Source organism: Sporolactobacillus sp. Y61, assembly GCF_040529185.1.
Classification (GTDB): Bacteria; Bacillota; Bacilli; order Bacillales; family Sporolactobacillaceae; genus Sporolactobacillus.
Window position 1 is genome coordinate 407,563 of the sequence record NZ_CP159510.1, and the last position, 26,287, is coordinate 433,849.

20 protein-coding genes and 3 pseudogenes are annotated in these 26,287 nt (G+C 48.4%); 7 read left to right on the forward strand and 16 right to left on the reverse strand.

Annotated elements, in window-relative coordinates:
• Positions 1-3: 3 nt before the first annotated feature.
• A pseudogene (locus tag ABNN70_RS02045) lies at positions 4-725 on the forward strand (EcsC family protein).
• 105 nt (positions 726-830) lie between these two features.
• Here the strand turns inward: ABNN70_RS02045 and ABNN70_RS02050 are convergent.
• The 7 genes and pseudogenes from ABNN70_RS02050 to ABNN70_RS02080 all read right to left on the reverse strand — a co-directional run bounded on the left by ABNN70_RS02050 (position 831) and on the right by ABNN70_RS02080 (position 7,457).
• The gene (locus ABNN70_RS02050) at positions 831-3,203 is read right to left on the reverse strand and encodes an immune inhibitor A domain-containing protein (RefSeq protein ID WP_353948592.1); all 2,373 of its coding nucleotides are present in this window, start codon (positions 3,201-3,203) and stop codon (positions 831-833) included.
• Between the two features lie 236 nt (positions 3,204-3,439).
• Positions 3,440-4,162 carry an amino acid ABC transporter ATP-binding protein gene (locus ABNN70_RS02055; RefSeq protein ID WP_129929415.1) on the reverse strand — a complete coding sequence of 241 codons (723 nt, stop codon included), beginning with the start codon at positions 4,160-4,162 and terminating at the stop codon, positions 3,440-3,442.
• Positions 4,162-4,818 (reverse strand): amino acid ABC transporter permease, encoded by a 657-nt coding sequence (locus ABNN70_RS02060; protein WP_129929352.1) that lies wholly within the window; start codon positions 4,816-4,818, stop codon positions 4,162-4,164. The genes ABNN70_RS02055 and ABNN70_RS02060 overlap by 1 nt, the downstream gene beginning before the upstream one ends.
• Positions 4,819-4,900: 82 nt before the next feature.
• Positions 4,901-5,715 (reverse strand): annotated as a pseudogene (locus ABNN70_RS02065) (basic amino acid ABC transporter substrate-binding protein).
• 174 nt (positions 5,716-5,889) lie between these two features.
• A complete protein-coding gene (locus ABNN70_RS02070; RefSeq protein ID WP_353948593.1) occupies positions 5,890-6,528 on the reverse strand; it encodes a nitroreductase family protein in 639 nt (212 codons plus the stop codon).
• 71 nt (positions 6,529-6,599) lie between these two features.
• Positions 6,600-6,938, reverse strand: coding sequence for a helix-turn-helix domain-containing protein (locus ABNN70_RS02075; RefSeq protein WP_353948594.1), 339 nt, complete (start codon positions 6,936-6,938; stop codon positions 6,600-6,602).
• Between the two features lie 96 nt (positions 6,939-7,034).
• The gene (locus tag ABNN70_RS02080; protein WP_129929348.1) at positions 7,035-7,457 is read right to left on the reverse strand and encodes a DUF1801 domain-containing protein; all 423 of its coding nucleotides are present in this window, start codon (positions 7,455-7,457) and stop codon (positions 7,035-7,037) included.
• 253 nt (positions 7,458-7,710) lie between these two features.
• Between ABNN70_RS02080 and hemH the strand changes: the two are divergent.
• The 5 genes and pseudogenes from hemH (at position 7,711) to ABNN70_RS02105 (ending at position 14,716) form a co-directional block, all read left to right on the forward strand.
• Positions 7,711-8,690: pseudogene (gene hemH / locus ABNN70_RS02085) on the forward strand (ferrochelatase).
• Positions 8,691-8,777: 87 nt separating this feature from the next.
• On the forward strand, positions 8,778-11,708 hold the full coding sequence (locus ABNN70_RS02090; RefSeq protein ID WP_353948595.1) for an insulinase family protein: 2,931 nt from the start codon (positions 8,778-8,780) through the stop codon (positions 11,706-11,708).
• 271 nt (positions 11,709-11,979) lie between these two features.
• Positions 11,980-12,603 carry an MptD family putative ECF transporter S component gene (locus ABNN70_RS02095; protein WP_353948596.1) on the forward strand — a complete coding sequence of 208 codons (624 nt, stop codon included), beginning with the start codon at positions 11,980-11,982 and terminating at the stop codon, positions 12,601-12,603.
• Positions 12,600-13,289: an energy-coupling factor transporter transmembrane component T gene (locus ABNN70_RS02100; protein ID WP_353948597.1), complete on the forward strand. Its 690-nt coding sequence runs from the start codon at positions 12,600-12,602 to the stop codon at positions 13,287-13,289. Before ABNN70_RS02095 ends, ABNN70_RS02100 begins: the two co-directional genes overlap by 4 nt.
• Positions 13,286-14,716: an ABC transporter ATP-binding protein gene (locus ABNN70_RS02105; protein ID WP_353948598.1), complete on the forward strand. Its 1,431-nt coding sequence runs from the start codon at positions 13,286-13,288 to the stop codon at positions 14,714-14,716. The genes ABNN70_RS02100 and ABNN70_RS02105 overlap by 4 nt, the downstream gene beginning before the upstream one ends.
• 17 nt (positions 14,717-14,733) lie before the next feature.
• On the opposite strand, the gene htpX is transcribed toward ABNN70_RS02105, so the two are convergent.
• Together htpX and ABNN70_RS02115 are read right to left on the reverse strand one after the other, a co-directional pair.
• Complete coding sequence (gene htpX, locus ABNN70_RS02110; protein WP_353948599.1) at positions 14,734-15,621, reverse strand: zinc metalloprotease HtpX; 888 nt, start codon at positions 15,619-15,621, stop codon at positions 14,734-14,736.
• Between the two features lie 18 nt (positions 15,622-15,639).
• Positions 15,640-16,185: a LemA family protein gene (locus tag ABNN70_RS02115; RefSeq protein WP_129929341.1), complete on the reverse strand. Its 546-nt coding sequence runs from the start codon at positions 16,183-16,185 to the stop codon at positions 15,640-15,642.
• 208 nt (positions 16,186-16,393) lie between these two features.
• Between ABNN70_RS02115 and ABNN70_RS02120 the strand changes: the two genes are divergently transcribed.
• Positions 16,394-17,578, forward strand: coding sequence for a CapA family protein (locus tag ABNN70_RS02120; RefSeq protein ID WP_129929340.1), 1,185 nt, complete (start codon positions 16,394-16,396; stop codon positions 17,576-17,578).
• 627 nt (positions 17,579-18,205) lie between these two features.
• Here ABNN70_RS02120 and ABNN70_RS02125 read toward each other — a convergent pair.
• The 7 genes from ABNN70_RS02125 to ABNN70_RS02155 all read right to left on the reverse strand — a co-directional run bounded on the left by ABNN70_RS02125 (position 18,206) and on the right by ABNN70_RS02155 (position 26,287).
• On the reverse strand, positions 18,206-19,669 hold the full coding sequence (locus ABNN70_RS02125; RefSeq protein ID WP_353948600.1) for an MFS transporter: 1,464 nt from the start codon (positions 19,667-19,669) through the stop codon (positions 18,206-18,208).
• Positions 19,670-20,882: 1,213 nt separating this feature from the next.
• The gene (locus tag ABNN70_RS02130; RefSeq protein ID WP_353948601.1) at positions 20,883-21,479 is read right to left on the reverse strand and encodes a GNAT family protein; all 597 of its coding nucleotides are present in this window, start codon (positions 21,477-21,479) and stop codon (positions 20,883-20,885) included.
• Positions 21,480-21,497: 18 nt separating this feature from the next.
• A complete protein-coding gene (locus ABNN70_RS02135) occupies positions 21,498-21,566 on the reverse strand; it encodes a helix-turn-helix domain-containing protein (RefSeq protein ID WP_353949358.1) in 69 nt (22 codons plus the stop codon).
• A 257-nt stretch (positions 21,567-21,823) separates the two neighbouring features.
• Entirely contained in the window at positions 21,824-22,099 is a 276-nt protein-coding gene (locus ABNN70_RS02140; RefSeq protein WP_353948602.1) for an HAD hydrolase family protein, read from the reverse strand.
• A gap of 412 nt (positions 22,100-22,511) precedes the next feature.
• Entirely contained in the window at positions 22,512-23,504 is a 993-nt protein-coding gene (locus tag ABNN70_RS02145) for an oligopeptide/dipeptide ABC transporter ATP-binding protein (RefSeq protein WP_129929334.1), read from the reverse strand.
• 128 nt (positions 23,505-23,632) lie between these two features.
• Positions 23,633-25,225: a peptide ABC transporter substrate-binding protein gene (locus ABNN70_RS02150; protein WP_353949359.1), complete on the reverse strand. Its 1,593-nt coding sequence runs from the start codon at positions 25,223-25,225 to the stop codon at positions 23,633-23,635.
• A gap of 45 nt (positions 25,226-25,270) precedes the next feature.
• Complete coding sequence (locus ABNN70_RS02155; RefSeq protein ID WP_353948603.1) at positions 25,271-26,287, reverse strand: ABC transporter ATP-binding protein; 1,017 nt, start codon at positions 26,285-26,287, stop codon at positions 25,271-25,273.

The following is a 26,287-nucleotide window of genomic DNA, read 5'->3' on the forward strand; positions in this document are numbered from 1 at the left end:
TTGATGAATGAGTATGAATTAAAAGCCTGGAAGGAAATTGAGGACTGGAAGCGACAGATTTTAAAGCGATCCGGATTGCTCAGCCGGGTGTCGAAAAAAGTGCAGACAAAAATGAACAGTTACATTCCGGAAAAAGTCCAGAATGCGATCACTGTCGCCATTAAAAATATGGTCCGGGCAACTCTGACCGGTTCCCACTTTACGACAAAGAAAAATCAGTCGTACGGACTGACTCTTGAAGAAAAAGACCAGCGCGTGAAGGAAAAAATGGAAACCTATCGGAAAACGGCCATCATCGAAGGTGCCGGAACAGGCGCCGGGGGCTCTTATTGGGTCTTGCTGACTTCCCGCTCCTTTTGTCGATTAAAATCAAATTCCTTTTTGACGCAGCTGCCGTTTACGGGTTTGACACCAGTAAATATGAAGAACGGATCTTCCTCCTGCAGATTTTCAGGCTGGCCTTTTCCAGCGATCACGTACGCCGCGAAACGATGAAAATCATTGAAACATGGGACAGCCGTAAAAATGAATTTCATGATATGGACTGGACAGAATTTCAAATGGAATACCGGGATTATATTGACTTTGCCAAAATGATGCAGCTCGTGCCCGGTATCGGTGCCGCTGTCGGAGCCTACGTCAACAACAACCTGCTCGACCAGCTTGGAAAAGCAGCGATGAATTGTTACCGGATAAGAATTTTGACTGCACCAGCCTATAGCTAACCGGATTCCGTCTTTTTTTCGTAAAAATTTCTCCTTCATGAAAATATAATAAAAAGCGAAGAGACGGTGATCTGTCTCTTCGCTCTTTTTCATTGCATATAAGCCTTATTTATACAGCAGGATTTTACCCACCGTTCCGTCATTGCTCTGTCCAATGACGCGTGCTTTCAGTCCGAAAGTCGGGATATTGCGCCCGGCGTCCGGAAGAACCGAACCTGTAAAGTCGGCACTATCGTCGAACAGTGGATCGCGTTTCGTAAAGTTATCCTTAAGCGTCGAGCCGTCAATTGCGGTGTAATCGAGGAACATCTTACTCGATTTTTCCAGGCTGAACGCGGCGTCATTCATCTGATAGCGTGTGCCGCCTAATGCGCCGTCGCTCCAGCGGTTTACACGCTGATCGGCATCAACCAGGCCCAGATAGCCCTCACCGGGATGAACGCCGGTCCAGTTTTCGCTGTAAGCATCATCGACATACCAGATCAAGAGACCCGGATCATAGCTCATCAGGCTGGCCCCGCGGCGAATGTGACCCAGTCCGGCATCGACACCACTGTGCGTGCGCCATTCAAGCAGATAATACTGATTCGAGTAGAATTTACCTTCATCCTTCTTGAATCCGTCAAGGGCAAAAGCCGGTTCTCCTTCCGCACCGTCGGTCACAACCGGGCTGCCGTCCGCAGTCACTGCAATATCATCCACATAGAAGCCGGGATAGGAAACCGCGACATCAGACCAGTAATTGAAGCTCAGTTCAATTTTCTGACCGGCGTAGGCTGAAAGGTCGAAGGTCGCATCGACCCATCCGCCGGAGGTCCCGGTTATGCCGTTCCCCGGATTCTGCTGATTGGGATCACTGGTCGTTGTGATGCTGCCCGGTATCGATTTCCCGTTTACTTTAACTGATGCGTAATCCCAGTCCGGTTCAATATCATACCAGGTTTTGAACGTCAGTTGCGCACTTGTTGCACCTGTCAGATCAACGGTCTTCGTCATTGAGTTATTGAGATTGTCTCCGCTGCCGCTGAAGTATTCATACTGGCCGCTCGCCGGAGTATTGACAATTGTTTCTTTATCCGGCAGGTCGACCCGAACGGCATCACTATTCGTCCCCTTAGTCGCTGCCTCATCCAGAAGGATTGCCGTTCCCTTGTCTGTGATATCACTGGCATTAACCGTTTTCCCGCTCAGCCAGTTGCCGCCGTGCAGGTTTTGCAGCATCTGTTTGGCATACGGGCTGAATCCGGTCGGCTCAGCACCGGGGATTTTGCCGGCCCAGCTTCCTGCCGACATGATCGACCAGTATTCAATCGGTTCGCCGGCTCCGGAGTAGATCGTATCATATTCATCAGGCAGGCCTAAATCGTGGCCGTATTCATGAGAGAATACACCGGCTGCACCATCTTCAGGCTCAACGGTATAGTCATAGGCGACCAGGTAGCCGCCGAACCGGTCACTGTCCGAATGTGCACCGGGGATCGGCAGAAGGTAGCCCTGGTCATTGACCAGTACCCAGCGATGCGACCAGATCGCGTCGGCACCGAGTTTTCCGCCGCCGGCTTCTTCACCCACGCCTGAGTGAATGACCATCAGATGGTCAATAATGCCATCCGGTTCTGCGTGCACGCCATCACCGTCATAATCGTCACGATCCCAGACATCATAATCACTGAGGTCAATGTTTGGATCCTGTGCCGCTTTAGTCAGTGCCTCGTAAATCAGTTCGCGCGGACGTGCATCGCTGCCCGTTGCCGGATCATTGCCACCATAGTAGGCCGCCGGATGATCGGCTGTATACCAGCCAGCTACCGTCCCTTTCACCGAATAGCTTCCGCCCGACTGCTGTTCATAGAACTGGCGCATCGAGACCAGCTTTTCACCGTTCGGTCCTGTATAGCCGTCTTTACCGAAGATCATATTCTGGAAATGGTCGAGAGGATATTCCGGATAATACATATCGGTTTCCGACGGATCAATCGTGCTCTTCGGGTTATCCGGATAGTCAATGGCCAGAACAAGGGCCTTATCGGTACGTACCGGTCCATCATAATTTTCCTTAGAGATCGGATCAACCTTATTTTTCTTTGCCTGACCCAGCTTGTTCCCCTTACCCGAGGTCAGCCCGTTATCTTTTACAGTCTCATTTGCATCATTAAAACTGATCCCTTTCGGCAGCTTGTCCTTTGTCTCCTTCTTTGCGCCTTCACCCCGTGCCTTCAGATATTTCTGCAGTGCTTTATCTGCATCCGCACGGCTTGCCTTTTTCGGGATCTTCCCTTCTTTCTTCAGCATATCGATAATCTTTTCATCATTGGCGATCCCGAGATCGAATGATGAACCCTGACGGTCGGATACATAACCTGTTTTTTCCGGTACATATGTATCCTCGGGCGGAGCTGTTGAAAAGCCCCACAGGGTAAAGGAACTCAGACCGATAACCGCCGCCATCGCGGCCGCCGTGAATGTCTTTCTCCTCATAGATGATTCCCCCCATAATATTTCTATAATTTTGAAAACCGCTTTCCCGTATGTATTCTTTATTTCTCTATATTTTCCTTCTTTTTCGACAAAAGTCCGTCATAAAGTCCTGCATATTTTTTATGCAATGCTCCTTTAGTCTTAATTTTCGACCGCATTTTTCTTCATTCAGGCAGAAAAAAACTGCCCCGGTGGAGGCAGAAAAACAGGAAAAAAGATTCAGGTTCAGATCATCATTACAGGATTTTACTCAGAAAGGCTTTCGTGCGTTCTTCCTTTGGATGACTGAACAGTTCATGTGGCTCATTTTCCTCCACAATATAACCGCCGTCCATAAACAGGACGCGGTCGCCGACTTCCCGGGCAAACCCCATTTCATGTGTCACGACGACCATCGTCATCCCATCCCGGGCCAGTTTCTTCATGACATCCAGTACTTCACCGACCATTTCCGGATCCAGTGCCGAAGTTGGCTCGTCGAACAGCATCATCTTCGGTTCCATGGCCAGCGCACGGGCAATCGCAATCCGCTGTTTCTGACCGCCGGAAAGTGAATCCGGATAGGCAGAGGCTTTGTCTTCGAGGCCAACTTTTTTCAATAATTCGATTGCTTTATCATGAGCCGCCTCTTTTGATACCTTCTTAACCTTAAGCGGGGCCAGCATAATATTTTGAAGCACGGTCATGTGCGGGAAAAGATTGAACTGCTGAAAGACCATGCCGACTTCAGCACGTATTTTGTTAATATCCGTTTTTTTATCGGTAATATCGACACCTTCTATGTAAATATGTCCGGACGTGATACTGTCCAGCAGATTAATGCACCTCAGAAAGGTGGATTTTCCGGCACCGGATGGACCAATGACAACAACGACTTCCTGTTTGTTAATTTCTACATTGATGTTCTTTAACACCTGATTATGACCAAATGTTTTTTTCAGATTTTCTACTTTGATCATCATTCTGTCGACATCTTCCTTTCCAGTTTGCTGACGAGCGCATTAAGTGAAAGGGTGAGAATCAGATAGATCAGTGAAATCGTCAGGTATGGTTCCCAGACTCTGAAATACTGAGCCCCCATCTGCTGCGCCCAGTAGGTCAGCTCCGGCGCAGCGACTACCGACACCAGCGATGAATCCTTTAGCAGTGCGATAAATTCGTTGCCAAGCGGAGGCAGAATTCGGCGTACCGCCTGAGGCAGAATCACGTAGCGCATCGCCTGATAATGTGTCATGCCGAGTGAACGGGCCGCTTCGGTCTGCCCTCTGTGAATTGACTGGATCCCTGATCTGAACACCTCGGCGATATAAGCAGCAACGTTCAGTGACAGGGCAACAACACCAGCAACAACACCGTTGGACTGCCCGAGAAACAGGGGAACCACCCCAAAATGAACAATCAGAATCTGCACAAAAAGCGGTGTCCCGCGAAAGAAGGCCACATAACAGATAAACGGCCAGGACAGCCATTTATTTCTCATCATTTTCCCGAGACAGATAATCAGGCCGAGCACCGTTCCAATAAGGATACCGGCGACAGAAAGCCCGATAGTAAGCAAAGTCCCGCTCCAGAAATACGGGGCATAATCCCCAATCAGGTCAAAACGGAAATCCAATCAAAACTCCTCCTTTAACTTAAAAATTGCGTAACACGTAGTCGCGTTACGCAATTTTTAACAGTCTGAACCTGTCAGCCCCTTACTGCTGAGCTTTCAACTGGTCAATGTCCGGCTCAACTTTGAACCATTTCTTATATATTTTGGCATATGTTCCGTTATCAAACAAGGCGTTGAGCGCCTTGTCAAATTCAGGCTTCAGTTTACTGTCCTTCGGATACATCATGCCATAGAATTCCGGTTCAAATGCATCTGCATCTTCAACAACCTTCAGATTTTTGTCTGCGTTGTTCTTTGCATACTGTTCAATCACCGTGTTATCCGCAACGACTGCGTCGGCACCACCGTTATTCAGTTCCATAATCGCCAGGTTAATGTTTTTATACTTCTTCACTTTCGGATTATTTTTGCCGACAATTTTTTCAACGGCTTCCTGACCGGTCGTTGCTGTCTGAACAGCAATCGTTTTACCCTTCAGATCGGCTCCGGACTTAATGTCGCTGTCTTTCGGAATCAGGATTTTGTTTGTTGAGAGAAAATAGGCGTTTGAAAAATCGTAGGACTGCTTCCGATCAGCATTGATCGTAATGGCCGAAATGCTCATATCGGCTGTTTTATTTTTCAGCTCAACGAACAACGGATCCCAGCCGACATTGACCAGCTTGTACTTATATCCGGCTTCTTTTGCCAGTGCCTTCATAATATCAACATCAAAACCAACCATCTTGCCCTTATCCATGTATTCGAATGGAGCATACTGTGCATCATTAACAATTCTCAGTGTTTTTTTCGCCGGTTTTTCCCGGAGTCACCGGAACTGCTGCCACCTGAAGCACAGGCCGAGAGAATCAGTACAAAGGCCATAAGCAATGAAAAAATCGATAATTTCCTGTTCATTATAGGTTGTCCCCCTGTTTATCTTTCCACATTAAATTACAATAATTATACTCTAATCTTTTCTTTAATTGCAAGATAGTTGTAGAATTTTCACACAATTTACCACTTTATAACGCCAGAAAAAAAACGGGGCACTGACTCCTGCCCCGTTCTGGTTTCTTTCATCCGGATTTATCAGCCTAGAATCCTGACCCGTTCACTGATCGGCTGGAATTCTTTTGGCCCTGCAGCTTCAGCAATATTACCAAACGGCATCTGTGCCCGCAGTTTCCAGGACGCCGGTACATCGAAGGTATCCCGCACGTCTTCGTCAATCAGCGGATTGTAGTGCTGCAGCGAAGCACCGACGTTAATATCAGCCAGTGCAGACCATACGGCAAACTGGGCTATGCCCGTGCTGTGTTCCGACCAGACCGGAAAGTTATCCGCATAAAGCGGGAACTGTTTCTGAAGTCCTTCAACAACTGATCTGTCTTCAAAGAACAATATAGTACCGACACCGGCATTAAATGAAGCCAGCTTCTTAGCTGTCGAGTCAAACGACTGGCCTTCCGGGAGGACTTTGCGGATCGCTTTTTCAACAATGCCGCCCTCTCCCCATAATTTTTCACTCTCTTTACCAAATAAAATGATTGCGCGTGCGGACTGAGAGTTAAAGGCTGACGGGGCAAGCTTGATCGCTTCCTGAATGGTTGCGGTGATCTCCTCTTTGCTTGCTTTTACATCCTTGTCAAGAGCATAAATCGAACGACGCTTTCTGATGGCGTCAAGAAACTCGTTTGATTTAATAAATGCTGAAACATCGCTGGTCATAGAACACGCTCCTATACTAATTATTTTTCATTTACTTACGTAAGTATAGTTGATGATAAGAAAAAAGTAAATCAATTCGTTCTGCGGTTTGATTCACCGGCAAACCATTTATCCGCCCAGTGGTGGACCTCATTCAGGATCGGCTGGATTTCCCTGCCCTTGTCCGTCAAAGTATAAGTGACCTGAACAGGATATCCTGTGTCGACGTGGCGCACGACGATGTCCATTTCCTCCAGTTCCCTGAGTCTCGCGGCCAACATTCGGTCACTCAGCTCGGGAATCGCACCTGAGATGTCACTGAAATGGTGCCTGCCGCTCAACAGTACTTCAATAATCAGTCCGTTCCATTTTTTTCCAATAATCTGGAAAGCCTGTTCAAATTTCGGACAAACCAGAAAATCCTTTTTCATCTCCGACCACTCCTGCTTATATTGTACTATAAGCCTCAGAATATACCCACCGGAAGCCTTTATTGTTTTTTCCGGCACGTCGCCGCGGTGACCCTTTTATTCTGGCGGATATGTTTTTTTCAGGAATGCCATGGACTGGGTAATCAGTTTTTTCAGTATATCCGTATTTATGTCCGAAAGCCTGTTGACGTAGACACAGGCTTTGCCCGCTTTATGCTTCCCAAGTTTCTCAAGGAGCGGGGCACGCTCAGCATCACCCGTTGCAAAATACAGGCTGATCTTCGCCTTTCGCGGTGAAAATCCGGCAAGTGGCGCGTCTCCCTCATGACCGGAGGCATATTTATAATGGTAAGAGCCGAAGCCGATAATACTTGGTCCCCACATTTTTGCAGGGTAGCCGGTCGTCTGTGTATAGATGTTCAGCAGTTTCCAGGCATCTTCACGTCGTCCGGGATTTTCAACCTGTTCAATAAACTCGGTCACACTGCGATCATTTTCTTTCGTCTTTTGCTCGTACACGGACAGCCCTCCTGTTTTTACTCCGTCTCTTCTATTAAACTACAGTTAACCATTCCTTTTCCAGTACAGGCCATTGAAAAAGGGCATCATATGGGCAGTGCTCTCTCGCGATTTCATTTCTTGCCTGCGAGAAGCCGGATGGATTTAAGTATAGCATCCCCTTCAAATCTTTTATTAACGGTTTTTTTCACCTCCGGCTCATCCCGCGTTTGTTAGAATGAAGGTGACACATTCAGGAAAGGAATAAACAACCATGGAAAAAACTGCTGTATTGCTTGTCAATCTGGGAACGCCGGACGCGCCGGATGCACCATCTGTCCGCAAATATCTGGCCGAGTTTCTCAGCGACCCGCGCGTGATCGATCTGCCGCGCTGGAAGTGGCTGCCGATCCTTCACGGAGTGATTCTGCGTGTGCGGCCGAAAAAGTCTGCCCGGCTCTATCAGGCGATCTGGTCAGAGCACGGTTCCCCGCTGCTTTATTACAGCAGGAAACAGCAGGCAGCCCTTGAAACCCGTTTTCGCCGTGACGGCGTCAGAATCTCTCTGGCCATGACTTACGGAAATCCTTCAATTGCCGGTGAGCTTTCGAAGCTGCATGCCTGGGGCGTCAGGAAACTGATCATTCTGCCCCTTTTTCCACAATACTCATCGACAACAACAGCTTCTGTCTGGGACAGCGTCCGGCGCGCCATGAGTCCATGGCGGGACGTACCGGAATTGATTTTCATCAGAGATTATCCCGATCATCCGCTTCTGATCGACGCATTGGAAGCCCGCATCCGGCAGTGTTTCTCAGAGCACGGCACCCCGGATACACTGGTCGTTTCCTATCATGGGATCCCTGTCCGCTATGCCCGCTCAGGTGACGACTATCCGTCGCGATGTATGAAAACAACGGAAGCACTGATCAGACGGTTTCCGGGTCTCGACGTCATCTCCGGCTATCAGTCCCGGTTCGGAAATGAGCCCTGGCTGACCCCGGCCACAGCAGATATACTGAAAAGCCTTCCCCGCGCAGGGAAAACCCGGGTCTGTGTGATTGCCCCGGATTTACCTCAGACTGTCTGGAAACCCTTCATGAACTGAAAATGGATTATGCCGGACTCTTCCGCGCGTCCGGCGGGGAAACGTTTCATTATATTCCGGCTCCGAATGACAGCAGTTTGTTCATCGACTGTCTTGAAAACATGATCCGTAACCACCTTCCTGTTCATCAGCCGAAAGCCCGCTGATTATTTTCGAACAGCTCTCTGGAATGATTTTCTAATCAATACTGTATAATAAGAGTCAGACCATGGCACACGAAGGAGGATATTTAGATGAAGCCCTATCAGTTAAATGAGATGTATCACGGATTCAGGTTTTTACATACAGAAAAGGTGGCAGAAATTAACTCAACCGCTTTTCTGTTTGAACATGTGAAGAGCGGCGCAAGACTTCTGTACCTTCAGAATGAGGATGAAAATAAGGTCTTTACCATCAGTTTTCGCACGCCGCCTGAAGACAGTACCGGTGTTTTTCATATTCTGGAACATTCTGTACTGTGCGGCTCAGATAAATATCCGGTCAAAGAACCGTTTGTCGAACTGCTGAAGGGATCAGTGAACACTTTTCTGAACGCCTTTACCTTCAGTGATAAAACGATGTATCCACTCGCCAGTACAAACGACAAAGATTTCCAGAACCTGATGGATGTCTACCTCGATGCAGTGTTCCATCCGAATATATACAAATATAAAGAAATTCTGCAGCAGGAAGGCTGGCACTACGAGCTCAATAACGCTGAGGACGAGCTTAATCTGAAAGGGGTCGTCTACAATGAAATGAAAGGGGCTTTCTCATCACCGGAAAGTCTTCTGATGCGCGCCAATCAGAATTCCCTTTATCCCGATACGACCTATCAATATGAATCGGGCGGGGATCCGGAGTCTATTCCCGATCTGACCTATCAGCATTTCATCGATTCGCATAAGAAATATTACAGCCCGGCAAACAGTTATATCTACCTTTACGGCAAAATGGACATCGATGAAAAACTGGCTTATCTCGATCAGGCGTATCTGAGTGCCTATGACCGGATCGATGTCGATTCGGAAATTGCTGTTCAGACGCCTGTCGGACATACAGAAATGGCTCGTACTTACCCGATTATGCCCGGTGAAGAGGATAAGGATAAGACTTACCTGAGTCTGAATTATTCGATTGCAAAAGCCACAGATCCGGAAACCTATCTGGCTTTTGATATTCTCGACTACCTGCTTCTGGACAGCCCGGCTGCGCCTCTGAAAAAGGCCATTCTGGATGCCGGTATCGGGCATGACGTGTTCGGATTGTATGACAACAGTATTCTTCAGCCTTACTTCTCAGTAAACGTTAAAAATGCGAATGAGAGCCAGAAAGAAGCCTTTAAAAAAGTGGTCAGAGAGACGCTGACCCGCCTTGTGCAAGACGGTATTGATAAAAAGCTGATCGAAGCCGCGATCAACGTCAAAGAATTTCAGCTGCGTGAGGCGGATTACGGGTCCATGCCGAAGGGGCTGATCTACAGCATCATCTCCATGGACAGCTGGCTGTATGACGGCGATCCGCTGACTCACCTGAAATTTGAAAAAACACTGGAGAAAATGAAACAGGCACTTACCGGTACCTATTTTGAATCTCTGATAGAAAAATATCTGCTCAATAGCAACCATCAGTCGCTGGTCATCATTCGTCCATCCCGGACGCTCGCCGAAGAAGAAGAGGCTTCGCTGAAGGAAAAGCTGACACAATTCAAACAAAGTCTCGATGCCGGCGACATCCGGCGAATCGTTGAAAGCACAAAGAAGCTCCAGGAGCGCCAGACCAGTAAAGATCGCCCGGAGGATTTAAAGAAGATTCCGCTTCTGTCGCTGGACGATATCGATAAAAAGTCAGAAATCCTGCCACTTTCCGAATTGGACCTGGACGGCATAAAAACACTGTATCATGAACTGCCGACCAACAAGATTGCTTATCTCAGCCTCTATTTTGACGCATCAGCCATTACAGAAGAGGAAATTCCCTGGCTGTCCCTGCTTAAAGAACTGCCGGGCAAGATCGACACCGAAAAATACAGCTATGAAGAACTGGTTAACGAGGTCAATATTCAGACCGGGGATATTCATTTTGAAACGAACGTCATTTCTGATAAGGATCAGGAGGATGTCTATCAGGCGAAATTCACCGGCAGGGCGAAAATGCTTCAGGATAAAGTGCCGGAAGCCTTTGATCTGATCCATGAGATTCTTTATAACAGCAGGTTTGATAACAAGGACCGGCTCCGTTCAATGATTAAAGAAATAAAATCTCGCATAGAAATCGCATTTAATCAGAACGGGCAGTCCGTCGCGCTCCGCCGCGCCTCCTCCTATTTTTCCAAATCAGCAGCCTATAAGGAGCGGCTCAGAGGTCTGACTTTTTATCACTTTATCCGTGATCTGGATAAAGATTATGACCGCCGTTACGAAGAAATTGCCGATAAGCTGCGCGCGCTGATGAGCCGGCTGATCAGTAAAGACGGGCTGGTCATCGGTCTCACCTGCGACCGCACAATCCTGGAGCGTGTCAAGGGCCATGTCGGCCGTCTCGGGCTCACAGGCGGCCGGAACAGGCAGAACGCTGCTCCGTCTGTTACCCTTCCTGACGCACGTAACGAAGGTCTGATGTCCTCGAGTAAAGTACAATATGCCGTCAAAGGGGCGAATTTCAGGAAACTCGGATTTGACTACTCCGGACAATTGCTTGTATTAAAAAGGATTCTCACCCTCGATTATCTGTGGAACCAGATTCGCGTCATGGGCGGAGCATACGGATGCGGTGTATCGATCGAATCATCCGGCAACCTGGTCTTCTGGTCGTACCGCGACCCCAATTTGCGTGAAACACTGAATGTTTATGACAAAGCTGCCGAGTATGCCGCTCATTTCAGTGCCGACACCTTCGCTATGACGAAATACATTATCGGCACCATCTCCGGTCTTGATTCGCCGCTCACTCCGGGCACAAAAGGAGAACTGTCCGATGAGCGTTATTTCGCTCACGTCAGTGATGAAGATGTGCAGCGGATCCGTGAAGAAGTCCTTTCAACCAGACCGGAAGACATCCGGCAATGCGCCGGACTCCTGAAAGCCGTCACAAAGGAGAACCATATCTGCGTGTTTGGCGGAGCATCGAAGATTAAAGAAAACAAAGAACTGTTCAATACCTGCCTCGACGCATTTGAATCCTGACATGTTCTTCTGTTTCGGCTCATCAATCATTCAGTAACCGGAATGAAGACGCGCCTTTGATTAGGTAAAATAGTAAAATTTTTGGATGCCGCTCTTTCTGCGGCTCTTTTTTTTTCACTGATATATTATCGCGTCAGCGCAGCATAGATCGGCCGGCGCCGGTAACCTGGTTTCTCAAGGCTTTATTCGTCCCTATAAAGTCGTTGACGCTTTACAGGATGAGCCTTAACATAGATGGGAAACGTTATCTAGTTTAGAGGAGTGAATTGAATTGGCATCATCGCATATACAGCAGGTCCATCCGGAACATCCAAACCGGCTCAGCGTCCGCAATCTGGCAACGATCGGGATTTTCAGCATCCTGATCACGGTCATCGCGATTGTCATTGCGATCGCGGCCTCGCCGGTGCTGTACTTTTCACTGTTTGTCAGCAGTCCGCTGATCGCTTTTATCACCGCACCCATTTATATGTTTATGGTACTTAAGGTGCACAAGCGGGGAACTGTCTTCCTTTACTGCTTTATTCTCGCCCTCATCTATCTGATCAGCGGGACGCCTTATCTTGCACCCTGGCTTTTGATTGCCGGCTTTCTCGGCGAATTCGTCATGGCCGGCAGGGGCGCCTATACGAATTTATTCCGGATTTCCATCAGCTGGATCATCTGCACCCTTTTCCGTGCTTCAAATGGCATGATTGATCTCTGGTTCTTTTCAAAGCAGTATCTGGCATCCGGGGTCAGCAGGGAACATTACGACCAGGTCACCCGTTTTTACTTCTCAGCCCCATGGGTTCTGCTGATTCTGCTGATTGCTGCAGTCGGGGCCATTGCCGGCTGCTGGATCGGCGCTGAAATGCTGAAGAAACATTTTCAGAAAAGCGGATTGCTCCAATGACCGACCGCAGCATACATGTTGATTTTCGGGCGAAACTGATTCTTTTCGGTCTCGCCTTCATTTTGTCTGCATCCATGACACATGACCTTCCGATTATTCTTGCCCTGTTTTTTCTTCTGATCTATCTGGTTGTTCAGGGGTTTGCCAGAGCCGGGATCATCGGGTTTTGTGCCGGTGTGATTTTTGCTTTGATCCGTTTTGCAACCGGTGAAGGCGGACTCACGCTGTTTCTTCCCGATGTGATGACCTTTGCCACACTGCGGATTCTGGTGGTGGTCATGGCAGCTTATGCCATGGTGCGGATGCCGCCGGGAGAGGTGTCCGCGGCTTTCTATAACATGCACTTCCCCCATGTTCTCAGTCTGCCGGTCACCTTCATGCTTCGATTCGTTCCGACGATCCACAGTGAATTTCGGGCCGTTTTTGCTGCGATGCGTCTTCGCCACATTCTGTCCCTGTCGCACCCTCTGCGTACATTTGAATATGTTCTGATTCCCATGATGATCAGAAGTTCAGACGTATCCGACAGGCTCGCCGCGTCTGCTGAGCTGAGGGGAATTGAGAACCCGGGGCCACACACATGCCTCCGCGTGATCCGCCTGAGACGGACAGATGTCATTCTGTCTCTCCTTGGGCTTGTAGTGACACTGCTTTGCCTGACACTCGATAAGCTGGTGATGAATTGATTTATTTTGACCACGTGCAGTTTACTTATCCGAATAGTGACACGGCTTCCCTGTCAAATCTCTCTCTCAACGTCCGAAAAGGGGAATGCATCGTGGTCACCGGAAGAAGCGGATGCGGGAAAACCACCATGACACGGCTAATTAATGGCCTGGCGACACATTTTTACGGAGGCCGCCTTTACGGGACATTGTGCCTTAATGGAGAACTTCAGGCACGCATCCCCTTCTGGGCGATTGGCCGTCGGGCTGGATCGATTCTGCAGGATCCAAGCAGTCAGTTTTTCGCTGAAAAAGTGCGGGATGAACTGGCATTTGGCTGTGAAAATTATGGCCTCCCAAGGAATGAAATGATCAGGCGCATCGCCGCAGCTGCTGAAAAAACCGGGATAGATGATTTACTGGATCAGAGCCTGTTTCAACTCTCCAGCGGTTTGCAGCAAAGGGTCGCTATCGCCTCCATCCGGGCGATTGACCCGGATATTTATGTATTCGATGAACCCTCGGCAAATCTCGATACCGGGTCCATTGATCGCCTTGCAGAATTGATGCTGGAACTGAAACGGGAAGGAAAAACACTGTTTATCGCAGAACACCGTCTGTATTATTTACGGAGTCTTGCAGACAGATTTCTTTATATGGAGGACGGACAACTGATCCGCCAGATGTCGGTTTCGGAAATAAGCGGTTTCTCTCAGTCGGACATCCGCCGGCTCGGTCTGCGCTCTCTTCGCCTCCCGGATATAAAATACAGACTGACTCCCCATAAAGAGAAAAAGAGCGGTCACCCGGCCCTTGATATCCGCGATCTCAATTTTTCATTCAAAAAAACGCCTGTCCTCAGCCACATAAACCTGACGGCCGGCCGCGGCGACATCATCGCCGTGACCGGGCCGAACGGTGCCGGAAAGACCACACTGGCCAAAGCCATATGCGGGCTGATCAAAGAAAAATCGGGAACTGTTTTGTTTGATGGGCATCGCGAACGGCGAAGAGCCCGAAAGCGTAAAGCTTTCTTTGTCATGCAGCATCCGGACAGCCAGCTGTTTTCCGAGAGTGTCCTTGATGAACTGAATCTGAACGCAGCAAGCAGCCGGCAGGCCGAAAAGCTCCTCAGCGCTTATCATCTGCTGCCATTCAGCAAGAAGCATCCATCCACCCTTTCAGGTGGTCAGAAACAGCGGCTGACCCTTGCCGTTGCGGAAGCTGTCAATCCTGAGATTCTGCTTCTCGATGAACCGACCAGCGGGCTTGACGGACAAAACATGCGACTGATCGCCGGGAGGCTCAGAATGATGGCCTCCTCCGGGAAAACCATTATCGTGATTACACACGATCTGGAATTCATCAGTATCGCCTGTACCCGCGTGATCCGGCTGGAAAACGGAAAAAAGGTCCGGGACGACGAACTGTCGCCTCCGAACCTGTAGCATCAATCCTGTTCCAGTTACATCGCACGGAGCCGCTCAATCCGGCTTTCAATCGGCGGATGCGTGGCAAACCAGCCGGAAGTTTTCTTCTTCTTTCTGCCGAAGGGGCTGGCGATATACATAGAGGCAGTGGCCTGCTGCGCGTGTTTCAGTCCTTCAGGATCAGTGCTGATCTTCACCAGGGCGTTGATCAGCCCCTCCGGATCACGTGTCAGTTCTACTGCCGAGGCATCGGCCAGATACTCCCGGTTTCGCGAAACCGCAAGCTGGACAAACTGCGCCGCCAGCGGTGCGGCAATAATCAAGACGAGGGCAATGATTAAAAGCAGCGGATTCGCCTTCTGATTCCGTTTGTTACCACGACCGCCCCAGAAGAACATTCGCTGCCCCATCTCGGCGATCATGACAATCACACCGACCAGTGCAATGCACAGAGTCATCAGTCTGATATCATAATTGCGAATATGGGAAAACTCATGCGCCGCAACGCCTGCTATCTCTTCACGATTCAGACGTTCAAGCAGTCCCCGTGTAAAAGCAATGACGCTTTTTTTCGGACTCATGCCCGTCGCAAAAGCATTCGGTGACGGGTCGTCGACAAGATACACTTTCGGCATGGGCACACCTGCGGCAACCGAAAGTTCCTCGACCACGTTAAAGACCATCGGATTGTCGCTTTTCTGTATCTCCCGCGCGCCCGCCATCCGCAGAACCTGCGCCTTTGCACTGGCAAAGGTCATCGGCACATAGAAGATCAAAATGACCGCAGCAATGATAACTCCTGAAAGGGAATCTCCACCGGTAAAATAACCGACCGCCCATCCGATTCCAAGGACAAGCAGACAGAAGACAGCAAGCAGCAGGACCGTCTTCCGTTTGTTTTGTTCAATCTGCTGATAAAGCATCTTCGTCCCCGTCCCCCATTAGAAGCTGACTTTCGGTACCTCGCGTTCAGTCTCCGGAATGGTCAGGAGTTCCTCACGTCTGAAACCGAACAGACCCGCAATCAGATTTGTCGGAAACGACTCTCGCTTAATGTTGTAGTCTTTTACCGTCTTGTTGTACAGCTGGCGTGAATAAGCTACTTTATTTTCAGTCGTCGACAGCTCTTCCTGAAGGCTGAGAAAATTCTGGTTCGCCTTCAGATCCGGATAGGATTCGGCGAGGGCGAAAATCGACCGCAAAGCCCCTTCAAGCTGATTATCCGCATCGATCCGTTCCTGAGGGGTCCCGCTGACCAGTTTATTACGGGCCGCAATGACCTGTGTCAGTGTCTCTTTTTCATGTCTGGCATACCCTTTCACCGTCTCGACCAGATTCGGGATCAGGTCATGGCGCCGCTTCAGCTGTACGTCAATCTGACTGAATGACTCCTGCACCCAGTTCCGGTATTTAATCAGACTGTTGTAGGAGATGATGCCAAACAGCAGGATAAGGACAATGACTGCAATAACAATGATCAGTGCCATGGAAAAGTACACCCCTTCTTCAGTTCATCATTTCATATTCTACAGTATAGCATGCCACTTCCGGATTCAGTGCAATCCGACAAATCTTTTTCCGGAAAATGACAAATGATCAGAACAGATCGGTCGAAAAAGGGTGACGCGTCTCGCAAACTCGTTTACTATGAATATAACTGCATGTACCGGAATCATAGAAACGGAGTTTTGGATGATGAAAAAAACAATACTGACTTTCCTTCTATTGCCTCTTTTTCTGATCGCCGTATTTTCTTCGATACAGGTGGATCAGCTGACACAGCTGGCTGATCCGGAAAAAGCCGACGCCGAGCAGCTGACGCCCTCGAAAGCTGAAAAACAGCCGGCTTCTGTCGAGGATCCGATCCGCTCTGAAAGAACAGCTCCCTCAGCCCGAACTCTTACCATCGGGGCCATCGGCGACATTCTGATCCACAGCCCGGTCTATCAGTCCGCTCAAACTGTGAGCGGATACAATTTCAGGCCGATGCTTGAAGCCGTAAAACCTTATTTACAGCAGCCCGACATTCTGACTGCCAACCAGGAATCGCTCTGGGGCGGAAAAAAGCTGGGCCTGTCCGGCTATCCGATGTTCAACAGTCCTCAGGAAATCGGTGAGGCTGTCAAGGATGCCGGCGTGGATATCGTTTCGACCGCAAATAACCATTCCCTTGACCGGCATGAAGCCGGACAGACTGCCGCATTAACGTATATGGACCGAATCGGCATGAAACATGCCGGAACCTATCTGAATGCAGAGGACGCGGCAAAAACCGAAATCACAACTATCCGGGGCATCCGTATTGCCTGGTTGTCCTATACCTATGGAACAAACGGGGTTCCGATCCCTGAGAACAAAGGATATCTGGTCAACCTGATCGACCGGGATAAGATGAGCCGGGATATCCGCCGGGCAAAGGAAGAAGCGGATCTGGTTGTCGTCAGCATCCACTGGGGCACGGAATACCAGCTCCTTCCCAATGGAGAGCAGAAATCGATCGCACAATTTGCCGTCAATGAAGGGGCGGATATTCTCTTCGGAGCGCATCCTCACGTCCTTCAGCCAATGGAGTGGCTAACGTCTGAGGACGGGCACCGCGCACTGGTTATCTATTCGCTCGGCAATTTTCTTTCCGGACAGATCGGTGAAAAAAGACAGATCGGCGGGGTAGCAACCGTTCAGGTCACGAAAAGAACACGGAATGGACGTTCATCCATTGCCCTGTCAGAACCGTCATTTCTGCCCACTTACGTTGCCCGTAATCATGACTTTAAAGTCGTCCCGCTGAAGGAGGCCGGAGCATACGGACTTCCCGGCGCCGAAAACAAATATCAGGAAATCATGAGCCATGTCCTCAGCCCGGTTCGGAGGGCCCGATAATCCGAAGATATGACGGGTCGAAAACACAATAGGAAGCCACCCACGAACAGAATTGGTAAACTGTGTTTCACGCAGACCTATCGATAAGTAAACGGATGCTGCTTATCCTTACTGTTACATTGCTTAATGACTTCCCTTATCACATTTGCCGGGCAGGGTAAAATGCTGATTTGCGGACCCAAACTGTGTTCAGGCAGACATTTTTCATATCTGAAGTTATAAAGTTCCGTTCATCGAAGACAGATTCACTAAAAAAATACCCTTTTCAAACATTGCTCTCCGAGAACATCCGGACCCCTCTGATCAAAGGATTTTCTATTCCTTTACGCATCAGATTACCAAAAACCTTTCGATCGACCCGCGCGGGCAGTCCGGATAGCAATGGAGAAGGACGTTGCCTTCAATACCCGGGCAGTCAGGTAAGCACACCCGTTTGTCCGGACCATTTTCTCAGGGATTTTTCTACTATGAATCCGTATGTAAGAAAAAAATGCCGATGATTTTTATTTCATCAGCATCCCGACTCTTTACTTGACTATGATTGACTTGTTTTACCCTGCCTGAATTTTGAAAAGCCGCGCCAGACGCTTCTCCATGCAGCCGATGATGCGTGCATCAGCCGGCTGCTCATCGCGACTCTGCCCGATCGACCATTCTGTGCTCAATCGCTTTTCTCTCTGAATGCCACCATAAAGGTCTGTCGGCGGATTGAACGTTCTGTGCTTCCTGTTTCGTTTCAACCGCAGGCGCCGATCCTCGAAGCGGCTTACCGGCCGTTTCTTTCACAAAAAAGGTGACAAACACGATCCCGATCAGACAGGAGAGAATCATGTAATAAGCAGGGACCAGCTTATTACCAGTGACTTGAATGAGCTGAGCCACAACCAGCGGGGTGGTCCCGCCAAACAGCGATGTGGACACGTTATAGGTGATCGACAACGCACCGTACCTCACCGACGTAAAATACAGGGAAGGTAAAAGCGACGGCATCGTCCCCTGAAAAGACGCCAGAAAAGCGGCGAGGATCAGTAAGCCCAAGAAAACAGCAGCCGACTGACCGCTTCCGATCAACCAGAAGGCAGGCAGTGTCAGGACGATGAGGCCGATCAATCCGCCCTGAACGACCCGCCTTGCGCCTATCCGATCACTGATATGCCCCATGAACAAAACAATTGGAATCATGACAATCATGACAATAAGCAGCCAGAGCAGACCCGATGTCTGATTATAGCCAAGCATCGCGCTCAAATGGGCGGGCATATACGTTAACACTGTATAATTGACGACGTTGTAGAAGAAAACAAGAAATAGTCCGATAAGCAGGGCCCGCCAGTGATACGTCAGAATATATCGGAGCGAAGCCGGCCGGCGTTCCTTTGCCTCACGTGCCCGTTTCACTGCTTTAAACGCCGGCGTCTCCTCCATGTGCTCGCGAAGATAAAGTCCGATAATCCCGATCGGTGTCGCGATCAGGAAAGGGATGCGCCAGCCCCAGGCCAGCATCGCCTCCTCACCAAGCAGAAAGGAGAGCAGTGTGACAATGCCGGAACCGAAGATATACCCGACCAGAGTGCCTGCTTCCAGCCCACTGGAAAAAACGCCTCTTTTTCTGTCAGGCGTGGATTCGGCGATGAATGTCATCGCACCGGAATATTCACCGCCTGTAGAAAATCCCTGAACGAGACGGGCAATGAGCAGCAGAATCGGCGCGGCGATCCCAATTGATGCATAACCCGGGATCAAGCCGATGCTGAGCGTCGCCATTGCCATCATGATTAACGTAATCGCCAGAATCCTCTTTCGGCCCAGTCGGTCGCCGAGCATTCCGAAAAACAGTCCGCCGATCGGACGAACAAGAAAAGCGATGCCAAAGGTCGCGAACGAAAAAACGAGCTGAGCCGGGCCGCTCACCTGAGGGAAAAAGACTTGACCAATCGTTACGGCCAAATAGGAATAAATGCCAAAATCAAACCATTCCATCGCATTTCCGACCGAAGTGGCAACGACCGCTTTTCTGGCCGTGCCCGCATTCACAATCGTCACTTTTTTCTCCCGAGATTTTCTCTCAGATCTGTTTTTGTTAAACTGCATTTCAGATGACTGTTGTACTTTCTTATCTGTCAAACAAATTATTCCGTCGCTGAAAGCGGTAACGAAATCCCCTGGGCAACCGATGAGAGCTGCAGCCGTTTCATGTGATTTCCGCTCCTGTATCGTCGCTCCCGCTGCCTTATTCAGCGACAGACTTCCTCCTCTTCTTCGCACTAAGACAGTGCCCGTCTTTTATGAAAGATCAATTATGACCAGCCTTTTTATTTGATCAAAGTCCGGTCGATAAACCAGAATCTATCCGGATGTTTACGTTCTGATTGTTCCCTGTTTTCAGACATGCATTCCATGCCGGCCGGTGAAGTTCCGCATTCCCATCATACAATAAATTAAATTTAATAGAAAGTTTATATACTTTATATATAATATATTTTGTACCAATCGGCCGATTGCTCAGCCTTTCTGAAAAAGGAAAAAGATGACGGTGGCCACGTCAGCGGATAATTTGCCCATGCAAGCGAAAAGCTGGTCGTTAAGTGATGAAAGCACCAAGTAATGGGCAGGTAGCCCTGGTGGTTTGTATTTTGGTATTCGGGGTTTTGCGGACACTTAATGTTTATGACATCGATAGAGCATTCTTTATTTTTACAGGTGCGTTTGTACTATTTGAATATTTTTTAGGAATGATCATCTTTAATTACATGAGCAAAAAGCTATAAAGATGGAATAAGAAGATCGGATCTACCTGCGTAGCATCCGTCCTCAGATTGAATCATGAGTTGACTGCGTGAGTAATCAACTTTTTCTATCACTTGAATAAATCAAGCGTTTAACTGGCAATATTTCATCTTTCTTCCAGGATCTAAAAGGCTTTGTAAATTAGCCGGAGATATTCCGCTTAATTAGTAAATGAGGATAAAAGGAAGCTTCAATAAACAGAGATATTCCGCCTATTGACTCAAAAAATATGAAAATGGGGGGGAGTTTCATGGCATAATCGGAAAACTTCCGCTTATGATACTCTGAAACCCGTTCTGTTCTGCATTTAAGCCGAAAATTTCCGCTTATTAAGGAAAACGATTATCGTCTGGCAGCTGAATGGGCGAGACGGCTGTTACGCGAGCGGGGAGAGTGCAGCTGCAGCCGACCGACGCGAGTCGTGAGCTGGCGTGGATAGGGTACCGTTGCGACTGTGTACGCTTTCCCCCTGATGCTGTCCTTTGCTGTATTCCAGCACCTGAAATGCGGTGGCCAATCAGTTAACCAGATCTTTCTGAAAGCCTTCGGGATGCCAGGCTTCCCACTCTTCACGCAGCACGCCGTATCCGATTGAATCGTAGTATTTTCCGTTAACGATGCGTGCCTTGCGAAAGCAGGCTTCTTTGGTGTAACCGAGCTTCTCTGCCAACTTCATCATACCGAAATTTCCGGACCAGGTGCGCAGATCGACACGGACGATCTCCGGCATCGCTTGAAATAGGTAATCGGTCCATAAACCAAAGGCTTCATATCCGCGACCGGAACCCCATTGTTTCGGGTCGTAAATAGCGATCCCGGCACACAGCCAATTGGTTTCCCTGCTCTCCCAGTACCAGCCGACATTGCCGATCAACTTGTCCGTCTTCTTATCAGAAATAGCCAGCCCTTTCCCTGGCGCATCCAGCGTGCCCTTTTCCAGCTTCTGATAATAGGTTTCGACCTGCTGAACGATTTCTTCTTTTGATTTTCGCGGATAATACGGTCCATCGAATTTCTGCCAGTACCGGCCCGGTGACATCCAGTAGATCCAGTCGTCCCTATCTGCCGGTGTCCAGTTACGGATCACGATTTGTTTGCCTTCATAACGAATCATCATTATCATCCTTGTGGCTTAAAATTTAATTTTAAGTTTTTGTTCTTTGTCAGGATATATTCTTAACTTTAAACCCTTTAATACCATTGTTGTTTCACCTCTTTTCTTTAACTATAATATATCATGATGTTATTATCTTGTAAATATTATGAATAAATGTTATTATAGTCATGAGGTGACAATGATATGAGTACGATAGCGAGTAACAAAACAAGAACACTATTGACCATTGAGAAAGACTTAAAGAAAGAGTTGGAACAAATAGCCAAAGAACAAAACAGATCATTTAACAATTTAGTGATTACAGTATTGAAAAGATACGCCGAGAACACTCATGACTGAAGTCACGAGTGTTCTCGGCTAATAATAAATAGATGCTTTCCTGTTTGTGCGCAGCGCAACAATGCGTTTTGTGTTCGTTCCGATATCTCTTTTCGAGAGTTAAGCAGTGTCCCGTCCAGGTCAAAAACAAACGCACAAATCCGTTGATCAGGATTCATGACGATACCGCCTTTTTTCATTTTATTATAGCATTGATACATCTGAAAAAAGGGAAAACCTGACTTAAAAATGAGACAGGACCGATTCAGCAGAAATAAATTATTTGAACAGCACCACATCGTGTTGAAGATTGTTCGGCCAAATGATAGGAACCTGAAACAACACGGTATCAATAGAAAGAAACAAGCACTCCTTCCTGCGGAGGACCTGACTGGTTCTGATTCATCATTTTTTAATAATCAGGAAATAGATATCGCATACTTTTCCCGTATCAGACATGCAGCGATCATCGTAAAGTTCAAAATCTACACAATCCAGTGCATACTCATATCCCGATTGCGGAAACCATTCACTGAAAATATAGTTTCAGGTCCCCTGAATTGCGGATGCAAAGCTTTCAGCATAACATGGCGGAGTCGAGAATACGGCATAGGAAGCGAGTGGTATTTCGCACATATGATAGCCATCCGGTACCGTCAGCCAATCCGCGCACTCGTTTTTGGCAGAATACGGCATGAAACGGATCTATAATTAACCGCGCATAGTGACTTTCGGCGTTTTCCTTGTATGAAGATGACAGGCTGCAAAATGACCGTTTTCCACCTCAACAAACTCCGGACGTTTTTCCGCACACACATCCATGACATACGGACAACGGGTTCGGAAAATACAGCCGGTCGGCGGATTAATCGGGCTTGGAATTTCTCCCTTTAAAAGAATTCGCTCTCTTTTTTCTTCAATATCAGGATCAGGGATCGGAATGGCAGAAAGCAGCGCTTTCGTATATGGATGCAGCGGTTTTTCGTACAGTTCATGGCTTGTCGTCAATTCAACAAGATGCCCGAGATACATGACACCGATTCGGTTACTGATATACTTCACCATTGAGAGGTCATGGGCAATGAACATCATCGTTAATCCTTTTTCCTTCTGAAGTCTTTTCAAAAGGTAGACCACCTGTGCCTGAACAGACACATCCAGGGCTGAAATCGGTTCATCAGCAATGATCAATTCCGGATCAAGTGCCAGTGCACGGGCAATACCGATACGCTGCCGCTGTCCCCCGCTGAATTCATGCGGATACCGATTCAGAAAGCTCCCATTTAAACCAACTTCTTCAAGCAGTCCTTCGACTTTCGCTCTGCGTTCTTTCTGATTTTTATACGTTTTATGAATATCCATTGGTTCAGCAACCAGCTCCAGCACCGTTGATCGCGGGTTCAAAGAGGCATAGGGATCCTGAAAAATCATTTGCATACTGCGGTGCAGACGAAACCGTTCTGAAGGATTCATTTGATCGACATTCCGGCCACGAAACGTAATGCGGCCCGCTGTTTTTTCGTAGAGCCCCATAATGGTGCGGCCGAGTGTTGACTTACCACAGCCGGATTCGCCGACAATGCCGAGCGTCTCACCGGCATCTATTGAGAGATCGATACCGTCAACAGCTTTCAGCGTCTGGTTTCGACCCATGTCAAAATACTTTTTCAAATGCTCTGTTTTTAGAAGGGGGGTCCTTCCCATCAGCTATCATTCCTTCCCGCAGTCCCTGATGACACCACTTATCCTGTACGTTTAATCTATGAAAAGCCGTTTTCCATGAGCGGGAAACGGCTTTTTGGTTGATTGACTTTCCTTGCGTTAACGCATCGTCAGTTTGATTTGGTTGCCCATTTCAATTCCATGTAGCCTACCGGATGACGAACAATTCCTTTCACCTTGCTATTCTGCAGTTCACCCTGGTTGTAGAAATAAACCGGGAAGAGCGGCATCTCGTTCATTAACAGTTTTTCAGCCTGATACATCAGGGCATATCGCTTCGCATCGTCTTTCTCAGTCTTCGCCTGTTTAATCAGCTGATCGTATTCCTTGTTGCTCCACTGCATGCTGTTCATCGGCATGCCGGTGATGAAGTTTTCCAGGAAGTTGATCGGATCGCCGTAATCCGCCAGGAAAGAGCCGCGGGAGAACTGGAATTTGCCCTTCTTCTGATCCACCCCATAAACATTCCATTCCATGTTGGCCAGTTTCACCGATACGCCGAGATTTTTCTTATACATTTCCTGAACCGCTTCGGCAACTGCCTTATTGATATCGGTTGTGTTGTACGTCAGCGTGACCGGCGGCAGCGTCTTGTAGCCTTCTTCTTTCATCCCTTCTGCCAGCAGTTTTTTCGCTTCTGAAGGGTCATATTTATAGAGATTGCCATTAGACTTGCGGAAATCCTCTCCGCCCGGGTCCTTAAATCCGGGAGAAACAAAACCGTATGCCGGATCATTCTTTTGCTTCACGACATAATCGACAATTTGCTTATTGTCAACGGCAAGCGCAAACGCTTTTCTGATTTTGGCATTATCAAAGGGCTTCATCTTCACATTCATGCTGAAGAAATAAGTTCCGGCCTGTGGTTCTACTTTGACTTTTCCTTCTTTAAACAACTGATCGGCCAGATCCGGCGGTACGCTTGCCGAATCGAGTTCTCCGGTTTGGTACATCTGATACTCAGTGTTGGTATCGTTAACCATTGCCCAGTCGACTTCGTCCAGTTTGACACTTTTCTTGTCCCAGTATGTCGTGCTCTTTTTAAAGACCATGTTTGAATCATGTTTCCAGGAAGCGAGCTTAAATGGGCCATTTCCTGTAAATGTCTTTGCTTCCGCGTACCATTTGGGATTTTTTTCAGCAACGTTTTGATTCACCGGGAAGAACGCCGGGTTCGAAATCATATTCAGAAAATAAGACTGCGGTGCGGTCAGCGTAACCTTTAACGTCTTGTCATCAACGGCTGTTACTTGTACATCATCAGCGGAGCCTTTTTTCAAATTATAGGCTTCGCCGCCTTCAATGAGGTAGCCGAGAAAGGCGGCCGGTGAGCCGGTTTCCGGATTTAAGAGTCGTTTCCATGCGTATTCAAAATCTCCGGCCGTCAGGTCATCACCGTTATCCCACTTTGCGTCTTTGCGAATATGGAAGGTATAGGTTTTGCCATCCGGAGAAACATCCCACTTTTCAGCAGATGCCGGATGCGGTTCGTGATCCTTACCGAGACGTGTCAGCCCTTCCATCAGGTTGTTCAGCGCATTCCACGATTGTGCATCGAAGCCGATTGGTGGATTAAACGATGTCGGCTCTGCGCCATTGTTCAATTTCAAAACCTGCTTGCCATCTGATTTTTCATTTGACGCATTGGGTTTGGCTGTACACGCGCCGAGCACAAACACGAGTAATAAAGCCAGCGCCAGCATCAGGCTGTTCTTAAACCCCTTTTTCAAATCAATCCCTCCCGCATTTTAACCGGTTTCAACCTTTTGCCGAATGGCACCGGCTCTTTTATCTAAAAGCCAGCAATCCGCAGTATGATGATCATTTACTGCAGTCACAGGCGGTTGAACATGACGGCAAACTTCCATGGCATAAGGACATCTGTCGCAAAATGAACACCCTTGCGGCGGCGCAAATAAATCCGGCGGCGCCCCTTCAATCGGCTTTAATGTGTCCGAAGGCAGGTCGAGACGGACAATCGTATTGAGTAATGCCTGCGTGTAGGGATGCCGGGCGTGATAGAAAATATCGCGTTTGTTGCCCATCTCGACAATTTTTCCTGCATACATCACCGCCACGCGATCTGCGGTTTTGGCAACGACCCCTAAATCATGCGTGATCATGATCATGGAGACGTTTGTCTCTTCCTGAATTTGATCGAACAACTCCAGGATTTGCGCTTGAATCGTGACATCAAGTGCTGTGGTCGGTTCATCGGCAATAATGAGACTCGGCTTACAGATCAGGGCCATGGCAATGACAATGCGCTGCCTCATCCCGCCGCTGAATTGATGCGGGTATTGTTTCATGCGCTGCTCTGCATTTGCTATGCCGACCCGTTCAAGCATCTCAGTGGCTTTTTGCCAGGCGGCCTGATGTGCTATTTTCTTTTGGTAGATGATCCCTTCAGTCAGCTGAGAACCAATCGTTAAGGTTGGATTCAGCGCGGTCATCGGGTCTTGAAAGATCATCGAAATATCCGCGCCCTGAATACGGCGCATCTTCTTTGCTGATAACGTCGTCAGCTCCGTACCTCTGAATCGAATCGATCCGGTAATCATCTCCCCATGCGATTTTGGGATCAGACCCATTATCGCAAGTGACGTAACGCTCTTACCGCATCCTGATTCGCCAACGATCGCCAGCGTCTCTCCCCGGGCTATATCAAAATGAACACCGCGAACCGCATGGACTTTTCCGCCATGAATTTGAAAAGAAACATGCAGGTCCCTCACTTCCAGCAGCTTATCCGATGATTTTTTCAA